This is a genomic window from Nocardia sp. NPDC004168 (genome assembly GCF_040610355.1).
In the GTDB taxonomy this organism is placed as follows: Bacteria; Actinomycetota; Actinomycetes; order Mycobacteriales; family Mycobacteriaceae; genus Nocardia; species Nocardia sichangensis.
The window spans coordinates 33,536-55,733 of the sequence record NZ_JBEXME010000014.1 but is presented as its reverse complement, the minus strand read 5'-3'; the positions used below and the strand labels follow the sequence as shown (position 1 = coordinate 55,733).

Below are 22,198 nucleotides of genomic sequence, written 5' to 3'. Positions count from 1 at the left end.
GCGCTCACTCGTCCTTCACGGTCCGGCCGATCGCGCGCACACATCGAGCACGCGGCCGCGCAGCCATCGATGAGCCGGGTCCGCGTCGAGCCGGACATGCCACAACAACGACACGGTCACCTCCGGAGCGCGGAACGGCAGATCGAACGAGTGCATGCCCTGCCGCAGGATCACGGTGTGCTGCTGCGGGACCGTCGCGACCAGGTCCGAGGCCCTCGCCAGCGCCAAGGCCGCGCCGAAGCCGTCCACGACGGTGACGACGTCGCGCCGGTGGCCGGTCGGGTGTAGCGCCTGGTCCACCAGTCCCTCGCCCATGCCGCGCCGGGAGACGTGCACGTGCCGTGCGGCGGCGTATCGGGCCGCGGTGATCTTCCCCGCACGGAGCGGATGTTCGACACGTACCACCCCGATGAAGCGGTCGGTGAACAGCGGTCGGCTCACGATGTCGGGCGGCAGCGCGCGCTCGATGACTCCCGTCTCCAGGTCGATGGTGCCGTCTCGCAAGGGATCGGTGTCCTTCTTCGTCTTCCGCACGAACCGCAGTCGCACCTCCGGCGCCGCGTGGCCGATCTCGGCCACCAGTTCGGGTCCGAACCGCTCCACGAACCCGTCGCTGCTGCGCACGGTGAACGTTCTCGAAAGCTCGGCCGGGTCGAGGTGATCGGCGGGACGCAACACCTCTTCGGCCTCCCGGACCAGGCCGCGCACGCGGTCGCGCAGCTCCACGGCGCGTGGCGTGGGCACCAGCCCCCGGCCCGCCCGTACCAGCAGCGGATCGCCGGTGGCCCGGCGCAATCGCGCGAGCTGACGGCTCATCGCCGAAGGGCTGAGCGCGAGCCGCTCGCCTGCTCGCGTCACGCTGCCCTCCTCGAGTAGAACGTCCAAGGTGAGCAGCAGATTCAGATCGGGCCGCGCCATGGGCACACGATCTCACAGTGCTCCTGGGATATGGCGTTCAGTGCACAGATGAGTTTCCATCTTTGCGTCTTCCGCCAGGTGAAAGCGGGGCCTAGCGTCCAGAGCGTCATCCATATCGAAGAGGTCGTCTTGAAATCAGCAGAACCCCGTCTACGGACGTCGTACGCCCGTCGTCCCACCTTGCCTCGGACGCTGCTCGCGCTGTCGTTGTCCATGCTGTTGCCCTCGCTGAGCATCAGCATCGCGAATGTCGCCCTACCGACCATGGCGGTGGCGTTCGACGCCTCCTTCCACCAGGTGCAGTGGGTCGTGATCGCCTACCTGCTGGCCACCACGACACTGGTCGTCGGCGCGGGCCGTCTCGGCGACGTCGCAGGCCGGCGCCGCCTGCTGCTCGGCGGTATCGGGGTGTTCACGGTCGCGACCATGTTGTGCGGTCTGGCTCCGGATCTCGTCTTCCTGGCCGCTGCCCGCGCGCTGCAAGGAGCGGGCGCCGCATGCATGATGGCGCTGACGATGGCCTTCGTCGGCGAGACCGTGCCGAAGCACCGCACCGGCAGCGTCATGGGACTGCTCGGGACGATGTCGGCGGTCGGGACCGCGCTGGGTCCCTCGCTCGGTGGAGTGCTCATCGCGGCCTGCGGCTGGCGTGCGATCTTCGTCGCCGTCGCGCCGCTCGGGTTGCTCACCCTGGTCCTGGCCAGGCGCCTGCCGACCGGCGCCGCACCGGAAACCGGAAGCGCGCGTTCGCGTTTCGACATCTCGGGTACAGTGCTGCTGGCGCTCGCGCTCGGCGCCTACGCCCTGGCCATGACGATCGAAGGAAACGCGGTCGGCCCGCTCGGTATCGGATTGCTGCTCGTCGCCGGAACGTGCCTCGCGTTGTTCGTCCGCACCGAAACCCGCGTTTCCGCGCCGCTGCTCAGGCTCGGGATGCTCCGCGATCCGCTCCTGACCGCGGGCCTGACGACCAGTGCGCTGGTCTCGACCGTCATGATGACCACGCTCGTCGTGGGTCCCTTCCACCTCGCCCGCGCTCTGCACCTCGATCCGGCCGCGGTCGGTCTGGTGATGTCGGCCGGTCCCGCGGTGTCGGCCCTCACCGGCGTGCCCGCGGGACGCGCTACGGATCGCTTCGGAGCGAGGACCATGGTGAGCGTCGGGTTGGGCGGTGTCATCGGCGGCACCGCCGCGCTCGCGCTGCTGACCGCGAGCGCCGGGGTCATCGGCTACGTGCTGCCACTGGTGGTCACCACCCTGGGCTACGCCCTGTTCCAAGCGGCCAACAACACCGCGGTCATGCGAGACGTCGACCCGCGACAGCGGGGCCTCGTCTCGGGCATGCTGAACCTTTCTCGCAATCTGGGTCTCGTCACCGGTGCGTCGGTCATGGGCGCGGTCTTCGCTCTCGCGGCGGGAACCGGCGACGTCATCGGCGCCGCGCCGGAGCAGGTGGCCCGGGGAACACACGCGACCTTCGCCGTCGCCGCGCTGCTCGCCACTGCCGGTCTGGCGATCGTGACGGGCCTTGGACTCACCCGCTCGAAAGCGTGAATTCCGGCGCGCGCGTGACGAAGAGGCGTTCACCCGGCACGGAGGCGCCCGCCGCGGTCACGAAGGCGACCTCCGGCGGCCGAATCCTCACGCGGCGAGGGCGTGCGCCAGGTGCGGCCACGACTCGTGGAGGTCGGTCTCGAACAACCCCCAGGTGTGCGAGCCTTCCGCGCGATTCACGTGGACAGCGGGCAGCCCGAGTTCGTCGAGACGATCGGCGAAGGCCGCCGTACAGGAGCTGGCGATCGCCTCGATGGGCGGAAAGGGCAGGCCGCCTCGATCGATGGCACCGGGAGTGCCGGAGGCGGCGGACAAGTAGATGGTCTTCCCGGCCAGAGCGGGCGCGTTGGCGAAAGCGTCGTGCGCTCGCCAGATCACGTCGCCCGGAGCGCCCCACATGTTCGCCGGATTGCCCCCGCCACGGATGACCTGGGCGCTCACCATGGCCGCGCCGACGGCGTCCGCGGCCCATGGGCATCCGCTGTAGGCCGCCACCGCGTCGTACACGTCGGGCGCCTGGATCGCGAGGTCGACCGCGGATCCGGCGCTCATCGACACCCCCGCGATCGCGTTGCGCCCGGTCGTGCCGAGTTCGGCGTCGAGCGTCGCCGGAAGCTCACGCGTGAGATAGGTCTGCCATCGGTTGCGCCCGACCGCCGGATCATCGGCGCGCCAGTCGGTGTACATGCTGTAGGCGCCGCCGACCGGCATCACCACGTTGATGTGCTTGTCCGCGAAGAACTCCCGGACGTCCGTATCGTCCCACCAGGAGATTCCGTCGACGCCGCCGCCGATACCGGTGAGCAGGTACAACGTCGGCGCGGGTGCGCCGCCCGCCGCCCGGATCACCCGGTTGGTGACCACTTTGTCCATCGACGGCGAGTAGACATCGATCTGGGACACCGATCCGCCGAGCGGGGCCTCCCCCACCACGCGCGCCCGCGCGGACTCGGCTTCGGCGGGACGAGCGGAGAAGGAGGACACCGCGACAACTGTCGCCAGCGCGCTGACGAGCGCGCCCAAATACCTAGAAGCACTCACGATTCCGTTGTACCCGGCCGCGCGTGGATCATTCGGCGAAATCGATCCATTTGGAAGGATTGCCTGCGCGAAAGCCACGCTCGAGCAGCATGTTTCGTTCCGGTGCTGCGTCGGGCGGTCGAACGACCGCTCACTCGTGGCGATTCCGGGAAGGCGTGTACCGGAGCTGGAGCCCATGTCATGGCGGTCAGGGCCGGTTCATCTCCGCACGATCGCGTTCGAAGGCGGAGCGCTCGGGCCGTGAGGATCACGGTAAGGGCTGGAGCCGGCAAGCGCACTTCGATCGAGGGCGTTCCTCTGACCGGCCTGTCGATGGTCGTCATGCCGCTCACTGTTTCGAAATCACCGCGGTATGGGCGATTCGGTCACCGGTCGCTCGTCGCGGGAAGCGCAGCATCCCGGCGGCCCACAAGGCGACGCCGATGTACAGTGCCTGCTCCGGAACGCGCTCCCACAGTGGCGGTGCGGGTGCGTCGTTGAACGGGATGCCGGAGAGCGCCACGTAGATGTTGGCGGGCAGCATCACGACGAACAGGGCGGTCAGCCCGAGACCGGCGGCGCGGCGAGTGCGGGCGAGGAAGAGGCCCGCCGCGCCGAGTAGTTCCAGTACGCCGGTGAGGTAGACCATCGCGCCGGGGAACGGGACGAACGGCGGCACCATCGGGAGCAGATCGGCGTGGGTCGGAACGGGGGTGTCCGCGAACGACTCCGGCAGGAAATGCGTTGTGCCGGTCATGATCAGCATCACGCCCAGCGCATAGGCGGCGCAGGTGGGCCATGCGGCGAACCGGCGCGCGCCGAGGGCACCCGCAACGCGCAGCGACAAAAGGGTGGTGAGCAGAACGATGAGGGTTTCCATCATGCCTCCATGGGGACGGTCCGGCCGGGCGCCGGTGTCGTGGTGAATCGGATGAGCAGGTAGAGCAGCACGCCGATCGGCGCGAACAGGATGGTGAGGACGAGCAGGGGGCTGATCAGCAGCGGCGTGTGGCCGCGCGCGCGACTGTCCAGGTAGATCCAGCGCCCGAGGAACAGGTCGAAGGCCACGAAGTGCGCCCATGCCGCCGCGGCCCCCGACCCCTGGCCCAGTATTTCTCGCAGCCCGGCGAGTTCCGGATCGACGAGCGCCGCTGCGAACGAGCCGAACTCGGGCAAGACCAGCGCCGCGTAGACGAGCAGTGGAGGCAGGCAGATGAGCGGTGAGGCGACGATCGCGCTGGTCCGTCGCCATCCCGGGGCCAGGATCATCAGTGCCCAGAAGGGGGTCGCGAACCAAAAAGTGATGTCGAACAGCAGCTCCGTCATAGTCCCGCTCCTATCGGGACGCGTTGCACGACAAACTTTTTCGTCCGCAGCGCGACAGCGGCCGACAGGGCGGCTCCGAGGGCGATGGCGGCGAGAGCCAGCAGGGTGGCGACGTCGAGATGGACCACCGATTGTCCACGCAGCGCCTGCCAGGTCAGCACCGCGAGCAGTGCGGCGTAGGCCGCCGCGGCGATCACGACGAGCGTTCGCCTGGTGGCCGCCGAGCGCATGGCCGGAATCCGGCGCGACCCGTACTCCACGGCGAGTAGAACCAGCGGAAACACCTGCAACGCATGCATTCCGAGGAAATGCGGGACACGCAGATCGCCTCCGGCCGTGCTCCAGCCGAGGATGGGCAAGCCGGGTCCGCCGTCGGCGAGCCCGACGGTGTGGGCGCCCCTGATCGCGCTGCCCGCCGCCCGCTGTTCGGCAGTCGGCGGCACCATCAGCATCCCCAGCGCGGCGCCCGCGAGCGAGAGCGCGGCGCCGTAACGGATCGCCGCGTTGCGGGCGGGGTCAGCCGTCGGATCGGCGAACAATGCCGCCGAGGCGACCAAGGTGGCGATCCAGACCACCACGATGGACGACCCCATGACCTCCCACAGTGCCGCGTTGAGCGGCGTCGTGAAATTGAAGTGGCTGGTGGTGCCGCGCACGATCTGCGTGGTGATGACGATGAGCTCCACCGAGAGGCCCAGCGCCGCCACCGTCCCCGCCCACCAGGCGACGCGCTGCCATCTGGTGAGCTGGGCAAGCAGCCACGCCCAGGTCAGGGCATAGATCAGCACCGAAAACGCGAACTTGGCGGACTTGGCCCAGATCGGCAACCCGGTCGAGGTGCGGTCGTCGATGATCATGCCCCCGATCGACCAGGCGACCAGGAGCGCCATGGCGACGGCGAGAAGCATCAGTGGCCGATGCCAGGAGAGTGCGGGGAATCGCTGGGAGAAGGCGGTCACGGGAGGCTGACCTTTCGGGAACTCGAAGTATAGATAGTTGCACTATCAGCAGATATTATGGATAGCTGTACTATCGACTGTCAATACGTCGACCGAGCCGAGGAGTCCGATGCGGATCGCCGAACTCAGCCGCGCCAGCGGCGTTGCTCCCGCGACGATCAAGTACTACGTGCGCGAGGGGCTTCTGCCCTCTGGCGTGCGGACCCATCGCAATCAGGCCGAATACAGCGATGCCCACGTCAGCAGACTGCGGCTGATCCGGGCGCTGGTGGATATCGGCGGCGTGTCCATCGAAGCGGCGAAGGAACTGCTCGCGGCGCTCGACAGCGGCAGCCTGTCCGCGCGGGACGCGCTGGGCCACGTCCAGTACGCGCTGGGCGGCCGGCGGTCGCAGGTCGGTGAGGAGCAGCGGGAAGCCGCCGCCGAGGATGTCGCGGCACTGCTGGACCGGCGCGGCTGGCGGATCGATGACGACAGCCCGGCCCGCGACACCCTCATCGATGTCTGCGCCGCGCTGCGTCTGCTCGGCCACGGTGACGTGGTCGCCGCGATGGACGACTACGCGGGTGCCAGCGAGGCCATCGCCGCCACCGACATCGCCCTGGTCCGCAACGAACCGGTCCTCGAGCGGATGACCGAAACCGCCATTGTCGGAACGATTCTGGGCGACACGCTGCTCGCCGCGCTGCGCAGGCTGGCGCAGGAGCATCTGTCCAGCACGCTGCTGTCGGCGGACGACGCCGCGGATCGCGCCTCCGGCGAGGTTTAGCCCGCCCCTCGCGCGGCATGCCGGAAACAGGACCATCCCGAGGCGAAAGGAGAGCGGCTCATGACCGATCAACTGAATGGGACGCGCGTGCTGATCATCACCTCGAATACGGGAGTGGAGCGGGACGAACTGCTGGTGCCGCGCGACGAACTCCGCAAGCGCGGGGCGCGCGTCACCCATGCCGCACCGAAGCGCGAGGAGGTGCAGACCTACCTGCACGACACGGAGAAAGACACCGTCGTGCAACCGAATGCGTCGGTGCACGAGGTCTCTGTCGACGATTTCGACGTGCTGGTCGTCCCCGGCGGCACGGTGAACGCGGACAAGCTGCGGGTCACCGACCGGGCGATCGAACTGGCCAAGGAGTTCGCAGGCGCGGGCAAGCCGATCGCCGCGATCTGCCATGGCCCCTGGCTGCTCGTGAACGCCGAACTGGTCCGCGGCAAGACGCTGACCTCCTACTTCTCGCTGCGGACCGACATCGTCAACGCGGGCGGCGAGTGGGTCGACGAAGCGGCGGTCCGCTCCGTCGAGGGCGGGTGGACCTTGCTCACTTCGCGCAACCCGGGTGACCTATCCGATTTCGTGCACGCGATCACGCGCGAAGTGGTCCCTGCCTCGCGCTGACCTCTGTGGGGCTCGATTCAGTTGCCAGGCAATGATTTTCGCGGATCGAGCGTAATGCCCAGATCGCGCAGCCGGTTGTCGATGAGCAGCCAGCACTCGGTGGTCAGGCGGTCGACCAGGGCGGCTTCGGTGGTGTCGTGGTGTTCCAGCCACCACCGCACCGAGGCATCCACCAAGCCGAGCAGGGCGACCACCACCCGGTCCGCGGCCAGCGGGTCGGCCCCGAATTCCGGCAGGTAGCGGGTCGCGGCGGCGGAGATCTCGGCGGCGAACGCGCTGCCGCCGACGCGCGGTTCGTTGCGGCCGCGCCGGTAGTCGCGTCCGACCAGGAAGCGATAGAGATTGGGATGCTCGGCGGCCCACCGCACGTGCTGGGTCAAGGGTGCACGGATGATGTCCAGCGGCGTGCCGTCCACCGCCAGGCGCGCGCGAATCCGTTCGGTCAGATCGTGGTGCGCGTGCCGGGCGACCGCGAGGTCGAGCTCCTCTTTGCTGGCGAAATGCCGGTAGACGTGCGTGCGGGCCAGTCCGGCGCGGTCGGCGATCCGGCCGGTCAGCGCGTGCGGGCCGTCTTCCTCGATCGCCGCGATCGCGGCTGTCACGATGGCCCGGCGGCGTTCGTCGCGGCCGGGCCGATCACTGGTGGAACGCCGCGCGTCGGCGGTGTCCACCCAAGGTCGTCGTGCCACGCGGCTCAGCGTATCGGCAGGCGAATCGGGTGGTACACCTTGTACCCGGCAGTTCCGTGGTACACACTGTACCCGTAACTGTCGGTATCAGACTTTCGCAAGGACACCCGATGACGACCTACCGGTCCGCCTGGCTCGACGACGACCTGGACGCCCTGCGCGAGCTCGCCCGCTCGTTCTTCGCGAAGGAGTTGACGCCGAACATCGACAAGTTCATCGAGCAGCACCACGTCGACCGCGACTTCTGGAACAAGGCGGGCGCGCTCGGCCTGCTGTGCGCATCGATCCCGGAGGAGTACGGCGGTGGCGGCGGCACCTTCGCGCACGAGGCCGTGCTGATCGAGGAGCAGGCCAAGGCGTTCGACACCTCCTGGGGCGCCACCCTGCACAGCGGGATCGTCGCGCATTACCTGCTGCACTACGGCACCGAAGAACAGAAGCGGAAGTGGCTGCCCAAGATGGCCACCGGCGAGGTCGTCGGCGCGATCGCCATGACCGAGCCCGGCACGGGATCGGACCTGCAGAGCGTCAAGACCAAGGCGATCCGCGAGGGCGACGAGTACGTGGTGAACGGCTCCAAGACCTTCATCACCAACGGCAGCCAGGCCGATCTCATCATCGTGGTCGCCAAGACCGACACCAGCGAGGGCGCCAGTGGCATCTCGCTGATCCTGGTCGAGGCCGACCGGCCGGGCTTCCGCCGCGGCCGAGTGCTGGACAAGGTAGGGCAGAAGGGGCAGGACACCTCCGAGCTGTTCTTCGAGGACGTCCGGGTCCCGGTGTCGAACCTGCTGGGCACGCAGGAAGGACAGGGCTTCGTCCAGTTGATGCAGCAGCTTCCGCAGGAGCGGTTGATCATCGCCGTCGGATCGGTGGCAGGGATGGAGGCCGCGCTCGAGGTCACGCTGCGCTACACCAAGGAGCGGCACGCCTTCGGCAAGCCGCTGTTCGCCTTCCAGAACACCAAGTTCACCCTCGCGGAGGCGGCCACCGAGACCCGGGTGGCCCGGGTGTTCCTGGACGACTGCATCGTGCGGCATCTGCGTGGGGAATTGGACATCCCGACCGTCGCCATGGCCAAGTGGTGGACCACCGATCGCGCGATGTCGGTGGCCGACGAGTGCCTCCAACTGCACGGCGGCTACGGCTATATGAGCGAATACCCGATCTCGCGGATGTGGACCGACAGCCGTGTCCAGAAGATCTACGGCGGCACCAACGAGATCATGAAAGAGATCATCGCCCGCAGTCTGTGAGCCGAGCGGCCGACTGTGTTGGCAAACTGCCAACACCCTGTCGGGCCGCGCCGGTCAGGGCCTACGCTTCGGTGACGTCCACCGAGGTGGCCGTGGCAGAGACAACGAGGTGCCGGCCACCTCCAGCGTGAAGGGACGGTTGCGATGAGCGACGTCGAGACTCCTCCGTTCAAGGACATCGTCAACGGGGCACTGGAATTCACCATCCCGATCGCGCACAAAATGGGTGTGCAGGCGGTGGAGGTGCGGCGCGGTTTCGCGGCGACCTCGGTGCCCGTCGAGGGCAACGGCAACCACTTCGGCGTGATGTACGCGGGAGTGCTGTTCACCGTGGCCGAGATCCTCGGCGGCGCGATCGCGGTCGCCACATTCGACAACTCGGCGTTCTATCCGCTGGTGAAGGATCTGCACGTCTTCTTCCGCAAGCCGGCCAAGACGGATGTGCGCGCGGAGGCGACGTTGTCGGAGGAGGAGATCACGCGCGTCGGCGCGGAGGCGGCGGCGAACGGCAAATCCGACTTCACGCTGCGATCCGTGGTCACCGACGCCGACGGCGTTGTGGTGGCGGAGACCGAAGGCCTCTACCAATTGCGGGCGCACGGCAAGTAGCCTGCCTCGGCGCCGGAGCGGGGCGTTCGGCACGCATCCGGCGCCGGTCGGCCGCGCGCTGTGGCGAGCCGGCGGGGGGCCGACGACGGTGTCCGGCCAGGTCGCCGTGCCCGCGCCGAGATCACGGACCGGTCGCGGGGCACCGGTTCGGCCGCGGCGTCACGCGGATATCTCCGGTTCTTCGATTTGGTAACGGCTCGGTAGCTGATGCCCAGAGTGGCGGCGGGCGAGGCCGGGGTATGCCTACTACCGCAAGTCGTGGACCTGCGAAAATGCGATCCGCTTCACCATATCGCAGTGATCTCGGCCACATAACGAAGCCATAACAGCGGATCTGTATCGGTCGATTTTTCGCGATCGACCTGGGTGAACGGCGCGAAGTCTCGACCAAGGGTCAAACCTCTGCCGACGTTATTCGAGCGTGATCTGTCGCGACATCTCCGCTAACGTCGGTCACGGCTCGGGGCAACACCGAGATCGAGCTCGAATCGCAGAACGCCGGAAACCCTGTCCCGCGATTCGAGTGTCCACGAACTTCCCTGGGGACAGGGGCGCGGCGAATTCGCCGAGCCGGTGGGCGCAGGCGGGAAATCTCATGTCGCAAAACCGTAAATTCACCACTCGTGTTCTCGGCTTCACCGCGGCTGTCGGCGCCTTCGTCGCCGTGCCGTTCGGCCTGTCCACCGCGACCGCTTCGGCCCACAACTGGGACGCCGTCGCGCAGTGCGAGAGCAGTGGCAACTGGTCCACCAACACCGGTAACGGCTTCTCGGGCGGCCTGCAGTTCACCCAGAGCACCTGGGAGGCCAACGGCGGCAGCGGCAGCCCGTCGAACGCCAGCCGTGACGAGCAGATCCGCGTCGCGGAGAACGTCCTCGCGACCCAGGGTCCGGGCGCCTGGCCCGTGTGCGGCTCTTACCTCTGATGCGTCGCCGGCGCCTACCGCGAATTCGCGGTAGGCGCCGAGCTATTTACCGGCAGTAATAAATTTCGCGAAATGTCGGTTTATTCGGACAATCGCATCTGTAATTCGATATCCGATCATCCGGTCCGAATTAGGATTCACCGAACGCCGATTCGCCCGCTCTCCAGGGGTCGGATCCACGCGCCAGTCGCTGTCAGGTAACGGTGCTCAGGCCCGCCACAGTTGATCACCGGCGCGCGACAGGACGATGTTCGGCACCACCGCGTTACGCGACAGCCGCGTGACCGCCAGGACCATCTCGGCGATGTCACCGGTGGTGAGCATGGCCGATCGGTCCAGGACAGCACGCTTCCACGCGGTCATGTCGGTGTCGACGTAGCCAGGGGACACCGCCGTCGCGCTGACGCCGTTCGCGGATTCCTCCAGCGATACCGTCTCGCACAGCGAGATGAGCGCCGCTTTGGTGGCCCCGTAGGCGGCGAGGCCCGCTTCTCCGGCGACGCCGGTGATCGAAGCCAGCGCGACGATCTTCGCGCCGCGCTCCCGATCGTCGGCCGCGCTCTTGCGCAGCAGCGGCAACGCGGCCTGGACGAGCGTCAGCGGCGCGCGAAAGTTCACGTCCAGCATGCGTTCGTACGCCTTCGCGGGCAGGTCCGCCACGGCGCCCGCCGTGCCGGTGCCCGCGCTCAGCACCAGCGCGTTCATGCCGCCGAACCGTTCCTCATGCGCCTTGACCAGGGCGCGCACCTGGTCGAGGTCGTTCATCTGCGTGACCACCGGCTGCACCTCGGCTCCCGTTTCCGCGCGCACGCGGGCCGCGGTCTGCTCGAGCGTGTCGAGCGTGCGCGCGGCGAGGGTCAGGTGATAACCCTCGCCCGCCAGGCGGCGCGCCACCTCGGCGCCGATGCCGCGTGACCCTCCGGTGATCAGTGCGGTGCGGACGCTCATCCGAGGCGTTCGATGATCGTCGCGTTGGCCAGGCCGCCCGCCTCGCACATCGTCTGCAGGCCGTAGCGGCCGCCGGTCTGCTCCAGGTGGTTGACCAGCGTCGCCAGGATGCGGGTGCCGGAGGCGCCCAGCGGGTGGCCGAGGGCGATCGCGCCGCCGCGGGGGTTCAGCTTGGCCGGATCGGCGTTCAACTCGTGCTGCCAGACCAGGGGCACGGGTGCGAACGCTTCGTTCACCTCGTAGGCGTCGATGTCATCGATGCTCAGCCCGGCGCGATTCAGCACCTTGCGGGTGGCCGGGATCACGGCTGTGAGCATGAGCAGGGGGTCGTCGCCCACCACGGCGAACGAGTGGAACCGGGCGCGCGGACGAAGGCCCAGTTTCGTGGCGGCCTCCTCGCTCATGATCAGTGCGGCGGAGGCGCCGTCGGTCAGCGGCGAGGAGTTGCCCGGCGTGATCGACCACTCGATCTCGGGGAAGCGCGCGGTGTACTGGTCGTCGACGAAGGCGGGCCGCAACTTCGCCAGACTCTCGCCGGTGGTGGCGGGCCGGATCGTCTCGTCGGCCGTCAGGGCGCCCGCCGCGACCAGTTCGTTGTCGAAGCCGCCCCGCGCCGCGGTGTCGGCGGCGAGCCGATGCGAACGAGCCGCGAACTCGTCGAGCGCTGCGCGGTCGAACTTCCACCGGGCGGCGATCACCTCGGCCGCGATGCCCTGCTGGATGAGGCCGTCCGGGTAGCGGTGGGCGAGCGGACCGCGGTTGGCGTCCTTGCCCTGGCCGTTGGAGAACATCGGCGCCCGGCTCATGGATTCGACACCACACGCGATCGCGACGTCGTAGGCGCCCGCGATGACACCCTGCGCCGCGAAGTGCGCGGCCTGCTGGCTGGACCCGCACTGCCGGTCCACCGTGGTAGCGGGCACCGAGTCCGGGAATCCGGCGGCCAGCGCGGCGGTCCTGCTGATGTTGAACGCCTGCTCCCCGCTCTGCGTGACGCATCCGCCGACCACGTCGTCCACCACGGCGGGATCGAGGTCGTTGCGGGCGACGAGTTCGGCGAGCACACCCGCGAGCAGGGTGGCCGGATGTACGTCCGACAGGCCGCCGCCTGCTTTGCCCTTACCGGACGGTGTACGGACGACATCGACGACGACGGCGGACCTCATGGCCATCTCCGATCAGTTAAGTTAACTGGCATTCGCAGTTAAGTTAACACAGATTCTCCGTCGTGGGCCATGGCGTGCCCAACGGTCTGGCCGCGATCGACCGCAGGGAGTTCCCGTGCCTAGGCCTTGGCCTCACCGGGCGGCCTGCCCGGATACAGGCGCTGAATCGTCAGCGCGGCCGCCAGCAGCCGGGAGTCGTGCGGGTCGGTGGGATCGACGCCCGTGAGTTCGGCGATGCGGCGCAGGCGATAGCTGAACGTGTTGGGATGCACGTGGATCTCGGCGGCCGCGGCCTTGCGGTCCGAGCCGTGGCGCAGGTGCGCGTCGAGGGCTTCCATCAGGTGCGGGCTGTCCAGGATCGGGGCGATCCGCTCGGCCAGCCGGGTGCGGGCGGTGCCCGGCCTGGTGAGCTGGTACTCCAACAGCAGATCGTCGAGTTGGTAGACGCCCGCCGGACGGCCGAGCAAGCGCGCGAGTTCGGCGAGGTCGGTGGCTTCCTTCGCGGTGTGCGGAATGGCGTCCTTCGGCACGGACGGATACTCGGCGAGGAATACCGGAACCCCGAAGTTCTCGGCCAGCTCGGTGGCAAGCCCGGTGTGGCGCGCGTCGTCGAGTTCGGCGTCGGAACCGCTGGGCAGCAACGCGATTCCGCTCCAGCCGTCGAAGGTGGCCAGCGCCGTGGTGCCCGCGAGGGCGTCCAGAGCACGGTGCAGCAGGCGGATGCGGCGACGTCCGACGAGTGTGGCGACCTTGCTCGGCTGATCGTCGGGCCGGATGTGGATGGCGAGCACGGTGTAGTGCTCCGCGAGGGCGGTGTCAGCCCGCGCCGCCAGCTCCGCCGCGGGGAACCCGTTCAGCAGCGCCGAGCACAGCGCCCGGCGCGCCTCCCGTTCGGCGTTGTAGATGGACTGCTCGACCTCGGTGTAGGTCTCCACGACCGTGATGTTGATCTGCATGAGCAGGTCGAGCAGTCGGCTGCCGACCAGCACGAGGTCGTCGAGCTCCTCGCTGGAGGCCAGCGCGGCCGCCTCGTGGAGCACCGACTGCGCGGAGCCGTGAATGGCCTCGATCAGCACGGGCAGGGGGAACCGGTCCTCGGCGTGCCGCTCGGCCACCGGGGCGACGAACGTCGCGACTTCGGCCTTGGTGAAGCTGCGCTGTTCACCGATCGCCTGGAGCACGGCGCGGCCGCACGCGTAGATCGCCGGAAGCACCTCGGCGGTGAAATGCCCCTCGGGCAGATCGGCGGCGGGCGAGGTGGTGCCGAGGCCTGCGGCGAGCATGCGCTCGGCGATCTGCGGCCAGCGGGTGAGCAACCGGGCGACGAGCGGAGCGTCTCCGGCCACCGGGGACAACGCGACGGACATGGGCCGATTGTTTCCGACCACAGGAAACCGCGGCAAGGTCGCGGGCCCAGTCGCGCGAATTTTGGCTTCGGGGCCAACATTCCAGACGGAATCTTCTCCTCGGCGTGCAGTGACACCGCCCCGGCGCGAGTCATACATTCGGAAAGCGGCTCGCATCTATGTCCCCGATCACATTCGAATCCGAATGTGGCGTAGGAAACATTCTGTAGCGGTGTTCGATTCACCGCCGGGCCGCCTGTGGTTCGGCGTGAATGGAAGTGAACTCGATGTTGGCAATGATGCACAACGCTCGACGGGCGATTCTCGGGGCCGCGGTGATCGCGGGCGTGACGATGGCCACGGCACTCGGCAACGGACCGGCGCACGCGCGGGAGGAGATCGAACCGACCCAGCAGGCCCTGGCCGATTACATCAGCGCGGGCCTGGCGCCCGCCCCGGACGGCAGGCAACCGCGCGCGATCGTGGACAGCGGCAGCTCGTCGGGATGGCCGACCAGCGTCGCTTCCGACGCGTTCGGTGAAGGCCCGGAGATGTCGGCGTATCTGGCGGCCTTCGCCTACGGCCTGACCCACCCGGACGCCGCCCCGCCCGGCGGCAACCGCTGGAACTGCACCCCCACCGCCGAACACCCGCGACCGGTGGTGCTGCTGCACGGCACCTGGCTCAACGCCTACGACACCTTCTCCTACCTGTCCCCGCGCCTGGCCCGCGCCGGTTTCTGCGTGTTCGCCTTCAATTTCGGGCGTTCCGGCATCCTGGAGGGCGGCGGTCTCGGCCCGATCCTGCCGGGGCGCTTCGGCGTGGGCCGGATGGAGGATTCGGCCGTGCAGTTGCGCGATTTCGTCGACCGGGTCCTGGCCGCGACCGGTGCGCAGGCCGTCGACATCGTCGGTCACTCGCAAGGCGGGACGGTCGCCGACCATTATCTGAAGTTCGAGGGCGGCCAGGGCAAAGTGGGCAAATTGGTGAGCCTGGGAGCGACACACCACGGCACGTCGCTGATGGGTATCGCCACGCTCGGCCGGATCATCAACAATCTGGGCGTCAATATTCTCGGGTTCTACGAGCCGCTGGTCGGACTCGCGAATATCCAGCAAGCGGTGGGCTCGCCGTTCTACGCCAGTCTGAACGCCCAGGGTGACACGGTGCCCGGAGTCGCCTACACGGCGGTCGGCTCGCGGCACGACGAGGTGACCAACCCTTATCAATGGACGTTCCTGCAAGCGGGGCCGGACGCGACGGTGGACAACGTCACGCTGCAAGACGGGTGCGAGCAGGACATGTCCGACCACCTGACGATGATGTATTCGCCGCGGGCGGCGTCGATCGTCCTGCACGCGCTCGACCCGGTCGCCCAGCCGTCGCTGGAATGCACTTTCAATCCGTGGATGGTCGGCGGCAACGGCAGCTGGTGAGCCGCTGTCACTGCATCGGCACGAGAATCCGCGCGCGTCTAATTGGTACCCGGGACAATTCTTTTCCGGGCGCGACCTTGGTTGGGTGAATATGGGCGATCCGGCGCGGGATGCCCGCGATCACGGCCGTGCCGTCGGAAAGGAAGAACCGGATGAGTGTGCAACTCGAATGGGATGGCGGTACAGTGCCGCCCGATCCGGCCCCGTTCGCGCAGCGGCCGATACTGCCCGAAGACGATCCGTTCTACGTCCCACCGCCCGCGGTCGGGCGGTTGCGTCCCGGCGCGATCGTTCGCGCGCGTGCGGTGCGGATCGGCTTCTTCGGTCTTGTGCCCCAGCGCATCTCGGCCTGGCAACTGCTCTATCGGACGTGTGATCTGAACGGGGTGCCCGAGGTCGCGGTGACCACCGTGCTGTTGCCGTGGGGCGCGGATCCGGCCGAGCCGCGCCCGCTGGTGTCGTTCCAGTGCGCGATCGACGCGGTGGCCTCGAAATGTCTTCCGTCCTATTCGCTCCGGCGCGGCGCACGGGCGGCGGGGTCGATTCCCCAGCTCGAGCTGCCGCTGATCGCCAGCGCCCTGGCGAGGGGCTGGGCGGTGTCGGTGCCGGATCACGGTGGAACCGCGGGCCGGTTCGGCGTGGCCAGGGAGCCGGGATATCGCGCGCTGGACGCGGTGCGCGCCGCGCACGCCTTCGTTCCGCTGGGACTGGACCCGACCACACCCGTGGCGCTGTGGGGTTATTCGGGCGGGGGATTGGCCACGGCCTGGGCCGCGGAAATGGCCGCCGAATACGCGCCCGAGCTGAATATCGTCGGCGCGGTCGCCGGGTCGCCGGTGGGGGATCCGGCCGCCGCGTTCGTCCGGCTCAACGGCACCCTCTTCGCGGGATTCGCGGCCGTCTTCACCGCCGGGCTGCGCCGCGGCTACCCGGATCTCGACCGCATGCTGCGCGCGCATCTGGACGCGCGATATCTCGGCTGGCTGGCCGAGACCGAGACCACCGCGACGTTCCCGCTGCTGTATCGCTTCGCCCGGCGCGACATCGACAAACACAGTGACGCGGGACTGGCCGCCATGCTCGAGCAGGACGGGCTGCGGCGGATCCTCGACGACATCCACCCCGGCGGCCGAGCGCCCGCGATGCCCATGCTCGTGCTGCAGGGCGTGCACGACGAGGTGATCGCGACCGCCGACGTGGACGGCCACGTCGCGCGCTACGTCGCGGCGGGCGTCCACGTGCGCTACTTGCGCGATCGGCTCAGCACCCATCTGCTGCTGCAATTCCTGGCGCTGCCGGTCATGGTCGACTGGCTCGCCGGTCGCTTCGCCGGTCGTGAGCTGCCCGCGCCCGGTACGCAGACGCGTTGGTCGCTCGCCTTCGCCGGTCCGGCGCTGCGCGGCCACCTGCGATTCGCGGCCTTGCTCGTGCGCATGTGGCTCGGACGGCCGATCCGCGCGCCGCGCCCGCCCGCGCTGTCGCGTCCCGGCCCGCGCCGCCTGTCGGTCTTTTCCGCGGCGCTGCGCAATCCGTTGTCCTGATCTTGCTCGGCCACCACCGAGACGTTGCTGAGCTGGCCTGATCGCACACCGTTACGCGCCGGGAACGAGATTCCGGTGTCACGTCACAAAGGTGTCCGTTTTGCTCTAGCGTGAGCACGGTTGGTGCCGAGAGGGGTCGTGGATGCGTAGCGGGATGCTGAGTGTGGCGCAATTGCGGGACCAGGTCGATACGGGTGAGATCGACACGGTGCTGGTCGCCATGACCGACATGCAGGGGCGACTGCAAGGGAAGCGCTGCGCGGCACGCTATTTCCTGGACGAGGTGCTCGAGCACGCCACCGAGGCCTGCGGCTACCTGCTCGCGGTGGACGTGGACATGACGACCGTCGACGGATACGCCCTCTCGTCCTGGGAGACCGGGTACGGAGACGTCGTGCTGCGGCCGGATCTGCGCACGCTGCGGACGGCCCCGTGGTGGCCGGGCACCGCGCTGGTGCTCTGCGACGTCGAGCACGTGGTGCCGGAAGGGCGGGCGGTCGCGGCTTCACCGCGCCAGGTGCTGCGCAAACAGTTGGACCGGTTGAGCGAGCGCGGCCTGCGCGCGTTCGTCGGGACCGAACTCGAGTTCCTGGTGTTCGACGACAGCTACGAGGCGGCCTGGAACGCGGGGTACCGCGGGCTGACGCCGGCCAATCAGTACAACGTCGACTACTCGATGCTCGGCACCGGGCGGATCGAGCCGTTGTTGCGCCGTATCCGCAAGGAGATGGACGGCGCGGGGATGTATGTCGAGTCGGCCAAAGGCGAGTGCAACCCCGGCCAGCACGAGATCGCGTTCCGGTACGACGAAGCTCTGGTCACCTGCGACAACCACAGTATCTACAAGACCGGTGCGAAGGAGATCGCGGCGCAGGAAGGGCGCAGCCTCACCTTCATGGCGAAATACAATGAGCGGGAAGGCAATTCCTGCCATATTCATTTGAGCCTGCGCGGCGAGGCCGGCGAGCCGGTCTTCGCGGGGGACGGCGCGGACGGCATGTCGCCGTTGATGCGGCACTTCATCGCGGGCCAGCTGGACTGCTTGCGCGAGTTCACCTACCTGCTCGCGCCGAACATCAACTCCTACAAGCGATTCGTCGCGGGCAGCTTCGCGCCGACCGCGATCGCGTGGGGCCGGGACAACCGGACCTGCGCCATCCGCGTGGTCGGCGAGGACCATGGGCTGCGCTTCGAGAACCGGGTGCCCGGCGGTGACGTGAACCCGTACCTGGCCGTGGCCGCGCTGATCGCAGCGGGACTGCACGGCATCGACCGGCGGCTGCCGCTCGAGCCGGAATTCCACGGCAACGCCTATCACTCCGAGCGCCCCCGTGTGCCGCGTACGCTGCGCGAAGCGGCCCAGCTGTTCGGCGACAGCGCGGTGGCCCGCGCGGCCTTCGGTGATGATGTAGTGGAGCACTATCGCAACGCGGCGCGGGTCGAACTGGACGCCTACGACGCCGTGGTCACCGACTGGGAGCGTATCCGTGGTTTCGAACGACTCTGAGGTCGCGGGAGCCCGTCCCGTGATCGGCCTGCCCACCTATGTGGAGCAGGCCCGCTTCAACGCGTGGGATCTGCCGTGCGCGGTGCTGCCGCACGCCTACGTCGAGATGGTGGCCGCCGCGGGTGGCATCCCGGTGCTGTTGCCGCCCGCCGGCGTCGCGCGTCCCGAGCTGGTGCGACGGCTCGACGGGTTGGTGCTGACCGGCGGCGCGGACGTCGATCCAGCGCGCTACGGCGGCCCTGCCGCCGGAATACCCGGCTACACCAGGCCGGACCGGGACGAGTCGGAGTTCGGCCTGTTCGACCTGGCCAGAGCCGCGGGCATGCCGATTCTCGCGGTGTGCCGCGGGCTGCAGCTGGCGAACGTGGCGCTCGGCGGCACGCTGATCCCGCATCTGCCCGATGTGGTCGGGCACGAGGAGCACTCCGGCGTCGAGGGCGGGTTCACCGCGACCAGGGTGCTGACCATCGCGGGCAGCCGGGTCGCGCGGCTGGCCGGTCCGGAGGTGAAGGTGAACTGCCACCATCACCAGGCCGTCGATCGGCTCGCCGAGGGCCTGACCGCCACCGCGTACGCCGCGGACGGCACGATCGAGGCCGTGGAGGCCACCGACGGGTCGTTCCTGGTCGGCGTGCAGTGGCATCCGGAGGCCGACGCCACCGATCGCGGGCTGGTGCGGGCGCTGGCCGAGGCGGCGGACACCTATCGAAGGGAGCGGGACTCGTGACGACAGCGCAGGTGCTCAACCCGGCGACCGAACAGGTGGTCACCACCGTCGAGCTCGTCGGCGAAGCCGAGACCGATGCCGCCGTCGCCGCGGCGCAGCGCGCGGCGGCCGGGTGGCGCGAGGTGGCGCCCGGCGATCGGGCGAGATTGCTGCGCCGGTTCGCCGAGGCGGTCGACGCGGATGTGGAGCAGCTCGCCCGGCTCGAGGTCGCCAACGCGGGGCACACCATCGGCAACGCGCGTTGGGAGGCGGGCAACGTCCGCGACGTGCTGCACTACGCGGCCGGAATGCCGGAACGGTTGCTGGGCAGTCAGATTCCGGTCGCGGGTGGAGTCGACATCACCTTCCACGAACCGCTCGGCGTGGTCGGCGTGATCGTGCCGTGGAATTTCCCGATGCCGATCGCGGCCTGGGGTTTCGCGCCCGCGCTCGCCGCGGGCAACACCGTGGTGCTCAAGCCCGCCGAGCTGACGCCGCTGACCGCGCTGCGACTCGGTGAACTGGCGCTCGAGGCGGGCCTGCCCGAGGGTGTGTTCCAGGTGCTGCCCGGCAAGGGGTCGGTGGTGGGAGAGCGCTTCGTCACCCACCCGGCCGTCCGCAAGGTGGTGTTCACCGGTTCCACGGAGGTGGGCACGCGGATCATGGCGGGCTGCGCTCGGCAGGTGAAGCGGGTGACGCTGGAACTCGGCGGCAAGAGCGCGAACGTCGTGTTCGCCGACGCCGACCTGGAACAGGCGGCGGCGACCGCGCCCTACGGCGTCTTCGACAACGCCGGGCAGGACTGCTGCGCCCGCTCCCGGATCCTTGTGCAGCGCAGTGTGTTCGACCGGTTCCTGGAGTTGCTGGAACCCGCTGTGCAGGGGGTGCGCGTCGGCGACCCGTCCGACGAATCCACCGAGATGGGCCCGCTGATCTCGGCCGCGCACCGGGAGCGAGTGGCCGAGTTCGTGCAACCCTCGACCAAGGTCGCGTTCACCGGAAGCGCGCCCGACGGTCCCGGATTCTGGTATCCGCCGACCGTGGTGCTGCCCGGCGCGCCCACCGACCGGGTGCTCACCGACGAGGTGTTCGGGCCGGTGGTCGCGGTGGTCCCGTTCGAGGACGAGGCCGACGCGCTGCGCATCGCCAACGACACGAATTACGGCCTCTCCGGCTCGATCTGGACCCGCGACGTCGGCCGCGCGCTGCGCGTGGCCCGCGGTGTGGAGGCGGGCAACCTGTCGGTGAACTCGCATTCGTCCGTGCGGTACTGGACGCCGTTCGGCGGCTTCAAGCAGTCCGGGCTCGGGCGCGAACTCGGCCCGGACGCCGCGCTCGCCTTCACCGAGACCAAGAACGTCTTCCTCGCCACGTAGTGATACCCGCACATCCGACAGGAGATACGTTGCAGCGCTTACAGGATCGAGTCGCCGTCGTCACCGGCGGCGGGAGCGGTATCGGTCTGGCCACGGTCCGTCGCTTCGCGGCGGAGGGGGCGAAGGTGGTGGTCGCTGACATCGACGCCGGGACCGGCGAGGCGGCCGCCAAGGAGGTCGGCGGCCGGTACGTGCACGTGGACGTCACCGACGAAGACCAGGTCAAGGCCCTTTTCCAGACCGCGGTCGACACCTACGGCGGGCTGGACATCGCGTTCAACAACGCGGGCATCTCCCCGCCGGAGGACGATTCGATCCTGACCACCGGCATCGACGCGTGGCGGCGGGTTCAGGAGGTCAACCTGACCTCCGTGTACCTGTGCAGCAAGTACGCCATCGAGCACATGCTCGAGCGCGGCAAAGGATCGGTGATCAACACCGCCTCGTTCGTCGCGGTCATGGGTGCGGCGACCTCGCAGATCTCCTACACCGCCTCCAAGGGCGGCGTACTGGCGATGAGCCGCGAACTCGGCGTGCAGTTCGCCCGCGACGGCATTCGGGTGAACGCCCTGTGCCCCGGGCCGGTGAACACCCCGCTACTCCAGGAACTGTTCGCCAAGGACCCGGAGCGCGCCGCCCGCCGCCTGGTGCACGTGCCGCTCGGCCGGTTCGCCGAACCGGAGGAGATCGCCGCTGCCGTGGCCTTCCTCGCCAGCGACGATTCCTCGTTCATCACCGCGTCCCAGTTCCTGGTGGACGGCGGCATCGCGGGGGCCTACGTGACGCCGCTGTAGGACCTACTTCGGCGCGCCCAATCGTGCGCCGCCGTCGACGCGCACCACGATTCCGGTCGTGAACGCGTTGTCCACCAGGAATTCGATCGCGTGGGCCACGTCGTCGGCGGTGCCGACCCGCCCCACCGGCGTGGTCGCGGCGATCTGGTCGAAGACCTCGGTGCGCGCGCCGTCGGGCAGGAAGCTCCACCATTCGGTGTCGATCACGCCGGGGGACACCGCGTTCACGCGCAATGGCGAGAGCTCGACCGCCAGCACCGGAACCATCGCCTCCACACCGGCATTGACCGCCGCCAGCGCCGCGGTGGCGGGCATCGAGCCGCCCGCCGAGGCCGCCGACACCAGGGTGATCGAACCGCCCTCGTTCAGGTGCGGCAGCGCGGCTTGCATCGCGGCGGTGTGCGGGAGCAGTTTGCCCTCGACGTGGCGGCGCAGATGCTCGAGTTCGAGCTCACGGAACGGCGTCGTGCCCGACGGTCCGGTCACGGTCACCACCACATGGTCGATCGGCCCGATCTCCGCGAAGAATCGGGTCAGTTCCGCCTCGTCACGCGCGTCCACGGTACGGCCGGTGACGTTCTCGCCGAGATCGGCCAATGCGGCCTCGAGCCTGCCCTTGTCGCGACCCGCGACGATCACCTCGTGCCCGTGGTCGGCGAGCCTGCGCGCCGCGGCCAGGCCGATGCCCGATGTACCGCCCACGATGACGACCCGGTTGCCCACAAC

General features: G+C 68.9%; 22 protein-coding genes. 12 read left to right on the top strand and 10 right to left on the bottom strand.

Annotated elements, in window-relative coordinates; genetic code table 11:
- Window positions 1-15: 15 nt before the first annotated feature.
- On the bottom strand, window positions 16-918 hold the full coding sequence (locus ABZW96_RS23640) for a LysR family transcriptional regulator (RefSeq protein WP_355077786.1): 903 nt from the start codon (window positions 916-918) through the stop codon (window positions 16-18).
- A 48-nt stretch (window positions 919-966) separates the two neighbouring features.
- On the opposite strand from ABZW96_RS23640, the gene ABZW96_RS23635 reads away from it, so the two are divergent.
- Window positions 967-2,472, top strand: a complete 1,506-nt coding sequence (locus tag ABZW96_RS23635; RefSeq protein WP_355077785.1) for an MFS transporter — start codon at window positions 967-969, stop codon at window positions 2,470-2,472.
- 87 nt (window positions 2,473-2,559) lie between these two features.
- Here the strand turns inward: ABZW96_RS23635 and ABZW96_RS23630 are convergent, their stop codons facing one another.
- From ABZW96_RS23630 to ABZW96_RS23615, 4 genes are all read right to left on the bottom strand, one after another.
- The gene (locus ABZW96_RS23630; protein ID WP_355077783.1) at window positions 2,560-3,513 is read right to left on the bottom strand and encodes an alpha/beta hydrolase family protein; all 954 of its coding nucleotides are present in this window, start codon (window positions 3,511-3,513) and stop codon (window positions 2,560-2,562) included.
- Between the two features lie 328 nt (window positions 3,514-3,841).
- Window positions 3,842-4,375, bottom strand: coding sequence for a hypothetical protein (locus ABZW96_RS23625; protein WP_355077781.1), 534 nt, complete (start codon window positions 4,373-4,375; stop codon window positions 3,842-3,844).
- A complete protein-coding gene (locus tag ABZW96_RS23620; protein ID WP_355077779.1) occupies window positions 4,372-4,818 on the bottom strand; it encodes an ABA4-like family protein in 447 nt (148 codons plus the stop codon). The genes ABZW96_RS23625 and ABZW96_RS23620 overlap by 4 nt, the downstream gene beginning before the upstream one ends.
- Complete coding sequence (locus tag ABZW96_RS23615) at window positions 4,815-5,777, bottom strand: hypothetical protein (RefSeq protein WP_355077777.1); 963 nt, start codon at window positions 5,775-5,777, stop codon at window positions 4,815-4,817. The genes ABZW96_RS23620 and ABZW96_RS23615 overlap by 4 nt, the downstream gene beginning before the upstream one ends.
- A 37-nt stretch (window positions 5,778-5,814) precedes the next feature.
- Here ABZW96_RS23615 and ABZW96_RS23610 point away from each other — a divergent pair, with 37 nt between their 5' ends.
- Both ABZW96_RS23610 and ABZW96_RS23605 read left to right on the top strand, forming a co-directional pair.
- Window positions 5,815-6,546 (top strand): MerR family transcriptional regulator, encoded by a 732-nt coding sequence (locus ABZW96_RS23610; protein WP_355077775.1) that lies wholly within the window; start codon window positions 5,815-5,817, stop codon window positions 6,544-6,546.
- A 60-nt stretch (window positions 6,547-6,606) separates the two neighbouring features.
- The gene (locus tag ABZW96_RS23605) at window positions 6,607-7,173 is read left to right on the top strand and encodes a type 1 glutamine amidotransferase domain-containing protein (RefSeq protein WP_355077773.1); all 567 of its coding nucleotides are present in this window, start codon (window positions 6,607-6,609) and stop codon (window positions 7,171-7,173) included.
- A 17-nt stretch (window positions 7,174-7,190) separates the two neighbouring features.
- Here the strand turns inward: ABZW96_RS23605 and ABZW96_RS23600 are convergent, their stop codons facing one another.
- Complete coding sequence (locus ABZW96_RS23600) at window positions 7,191-7,862, bottom strand: TetR/AcrR family transcriptional regulator (RefSeq protein WP_355077771.1); 672 nt, start codon at window positions 7,860-7,862, stop codon at window positions 7,191-7,193.
- Between the two features lie 110 nt (window positions 7,863-7,972).
- Here ABZW96_RS23600 and ABZW96_RS23595 point away from each other — a divergent pair, with 110 nt between their 5' ends.
- The 3 genes from ABZW96_RS23595 to ABZW96_RS23585 all read left to right on the top strand — a co-directional run bounded on the left by ABZW96_RS23595 (window position 7,973) and on the right by ABZW96_RS23585 (window position 10,652).
- Complete coding sequence (locus tag ABZW96_RS23595; protein ID WP_355077770.1) at window positions 7,973-9,118, top strand: acyl-CoA dehydrogenase family protein; 1,146 nt, start codon at window positions 7,973-7,975, stop codon at window positions 9,116-9,118.
- 144 nt (window positions 9,119-9,262) lie between these two features.
- Window positions 9,263-9,727: a YiiD C-terminal domain-containing protein gene (locus tag ABZW96_RS23590; protein WP_355077768.1), complete on the top strand. Its 465-nt coding sequence runs from the start codon at window positions 9,263-9,265 to the stop codon at window positions 9,725-9,727.
- Between the two features lie 595 nt (window positions 9,728-10,322).
- The gene (locus ABZW96_RS23585) at window positions 10,323-10,652 is read left to right on the top strand and encodes a transglycosylase family protein (RefSeq protein WP_355077766.1); all 330 of its coding nucleotides are present in this window, start codon (window positions 10,323-10,325) and stop codon (window positions 10,650-10,652) included.
- Between the two features lie 207 nt (window positions 10,653-10,859).
- On the opposite strand, the gene ABZW96_RS23580 is transcribed toward ABZW96_RS23585, so the two are convergent.
- The 3 genes from ABZW96_RS23580 to ABZW96_RS23570 all read right to left on the bottom strand — a co-directional run bounded on the left by ABZW96_RS23580 (window position 10,860) and on the right by ABZW96_RS23570 (window position 14,133).
- Entirely contained in the window at window positions 10,860-11,600 is a 741-nt protein-coding gene (locus ABZW96_RS23580) for an SDR family oxidoreductase (RefSeq protein ID WP_355077765.1), read from the bottom strand.
- Window positions 11,597-12,766, bottom strand: coding sequence for a thiolase family protein (locus ABZW96_RS23575; RefSeq protein WP_355077763.1), 1,170 nt, complete (start codon window positions 12,764-12,766; stop codon window positions 11,597-11,599). Before ABZW96_RS23575 ends, ABZW96_RS23580 begins: the two co-directional genes overlap by 4 nt.
- A 119-nt stretch (window positions 12,767-12,885) precedes the next feature.
- Entirely contained in the window at window positions 12,886-14,133 is a 1,248-nt protein-coding gene (locus tag ABZW96_RS23570; protein WP_355077761.1) for a helix-turn-helix domain-containing protein, read from the bottom strand.
- A 275-nt stretch (window positions 14,134-14,408) separates the two neighbouring features.
- On the opposite strand from ABZW96_RS23570, the gene ABZW96_RS23565 reads away from it, so the two are divergent.
- From ABZW96_RS23565 to ABZW96_RS23540, 6 genes are all read left to right on the top strand, one after another.
- Entirely contained in the window at window positions 14,409-15,548 is a 1,140-nt protein-coding gene (locus ABZW96_RS23565) for an alpha/beta fold hydrolase (protein ID WP_355077759.1), read from the top strand.
- 152 nt (window positions 15,549-15,700) lie between these two features.
- Window positions 15,701-17,089 (top strand): lipase family protein, encoded by a 1,389-nt coding sequence (locus ABZW96_RS23560; protein ID WP_355077757.1) that lies wholly within the window; start codon window positions 15,701-15,703, stop codon window positions 17,087-17,089.
- Window positions 17,090-17,231: 142 nt separating this feature from the next.
- Window positions 17,232-18,596 carry a glutamine synthetase family protein gene (locus ABZW96_RS23555; RefSeq protein ID WP_355077756.1) on the top strand — a complete coding sequence of 455 codons (1,365 nt, stop codon included), beginning with the start codon at window positions 17,232-17,234 and terminating at the stop codon, window positions 18,594-18,596.
- Complete coding sequence (locus ABZW96_RS23550) at window positions 18,577-19,323, top strand: gamma-glutamyl-gamma-aminobutyrate hydrolase family protein (protein WP_355077754.1); 747 nt, start codon at window positions 18,577-18,579, stop codon at window positions 19,321-19,323. Before ABZW96_RS23555 ends, ABZW96_RS23550 begins: the two co-directional genes overlap by 20 nt.
- A complete protein-coding gene (locus ABZW96_RS23545) occupies window positions 19,320-20,678 on the top strand; it encodes an aldehyde dehydrogenase family protein (protein WP_355077752.1) in 1,359 nt (452 codons plus the stop codon). The genes ABZW96_RS23550 and ABZW96_RS23545 overlap by 4 nt, the downstream gene beginning before the upstream one ends.
- A gap of 29 nt (window positions 20,679-20,707) precedes the next feature.
- Window positions 20,708-21,472, top strand: a complete 765-nt coding sequence (locus ABZW96_RS23540; protein ID WP_355077750.1) for a 3-oxoacyl-ACP reductase — start codon at window positions 20,708-20,710, stop codon at window positions 21,470-21,472.
- A gap of 3 nt (window positions 21,473-21,475) precedes the next feature.
- On the opposite strand, the gene ABZW96_RS23535 is transcribed toward ABZW96_RS23540, so the two are convergent.
- Window positions 21,476-22,195 carry an SDR family oxidoreductase gene (locus ABZW96_RS23535; protein ID WP_355077749.1) on the bottom strand — a complete coding sequence of 240 codons (720 nt, stop codon included), beginning with the start codon at window positions 22,193-22,195 and terminating at the stop codon, window positions 21,476-21,478.
- Between the last annotated feature and the right edge of the window lie 3 nt (window positions 22,196-22,198).

Coding starts and splice junctions, on each gene's coding strand:
- ABZW96_RS23640 (WP_355077786.1), bottom strand. CDS start 918: ATGGCGCGGCCCGATCTGAATCTGCTGCTCACCTTGGACGTTCTACTC.
- ABZW96_RS23635 (WP_355077785.1), top strand. CDS start 967: ATGAGTTTCCATCTTTGCGTCTTCCGCCAGGTGAAAGCGGGGCCTAGC.
- ABZW96_RS23625 (WP_355077781.1), bottom strand. CDS start 4,375: ATGATGGAAACCCTCATCGTTCTGCTCACCACCCTTTTGTCGCTGCGC.
- ABZW96_RS23620 (WP_355077779.1), bottom strand. CDS start 4,818: ATGACGGAGCTGCTGTTCGACATCACTTTTTGGTTCGCGACCCCCTTC.
- ABZW96_RS23605 (WP_355077773.1), top strand. CDS start 6,607: ATGACCGATCAACTGAATGGGACGCGCGTGCTGATCATCACCTCGAAT.
- ABZW96_RS23595 (WP_355077770.1), top strand. CDS start 7,973: ATGACGACCTACCGGTCCGCCTGGCTCGACGACGACCTGGACGCCCTG.
- ABZW96_RS23590 (WP_355077768.1), top strand. CDS start 9,263: ATGAGCGACGTCGAGACTCCTCCGTTCAAGGACATCGTCAACGGGGCA.
- ABZW96_RS23585 (WP_355077766.1), top strand. CDS start 10,323: ATGTCGCAAAACCGTAAATTCACCACTCGTGTTCTCGGCTTCACCGCG.
- ABZW96_RS23580 (WP_355077765.1), bottom strand. CDS start 11,600: ATGAGCGTCCGCACCGCACTGATCACCGGAGGGTCACGCGGCATCGGC.
- ABZW96_RS23575 (WP_355077763.1), bottom strand. CDS start 12,766: ATGAGGTCCGCCGTCGTCGTCGATGTCGTCCGTACACCGTCCGGTAAG.
- ABZW96_RS23570 (WP_355077761.1), bottom strand. CDS start 14,133: ATGTCCGTCGCGTTGTCCCCGGTGGCCGGAGACGCTCCGCTCGTCGCC.
- ABZW96_RS23565 (WP_355077759.1), top strand. CDS start 14,409: ATGATGCACAACGCTCGACGGGCGATTCTCGGGGCCGCGGTGATCGCG.
- ABZW96_RS23560 (WP_355077757.1), top strand. CDS start 15,701: ATGAGTGTGCAACTCGAATGGGATGGCGGTACAGTGCCGCCCGATCCG.
- ABZW96_RS23555 (WP_355077756.1), top strand. CDS start 17,232: ATGCGTAGCGGGATGCTGAGTGTGGCGCAATTGCGGGACCAGGTCGAT.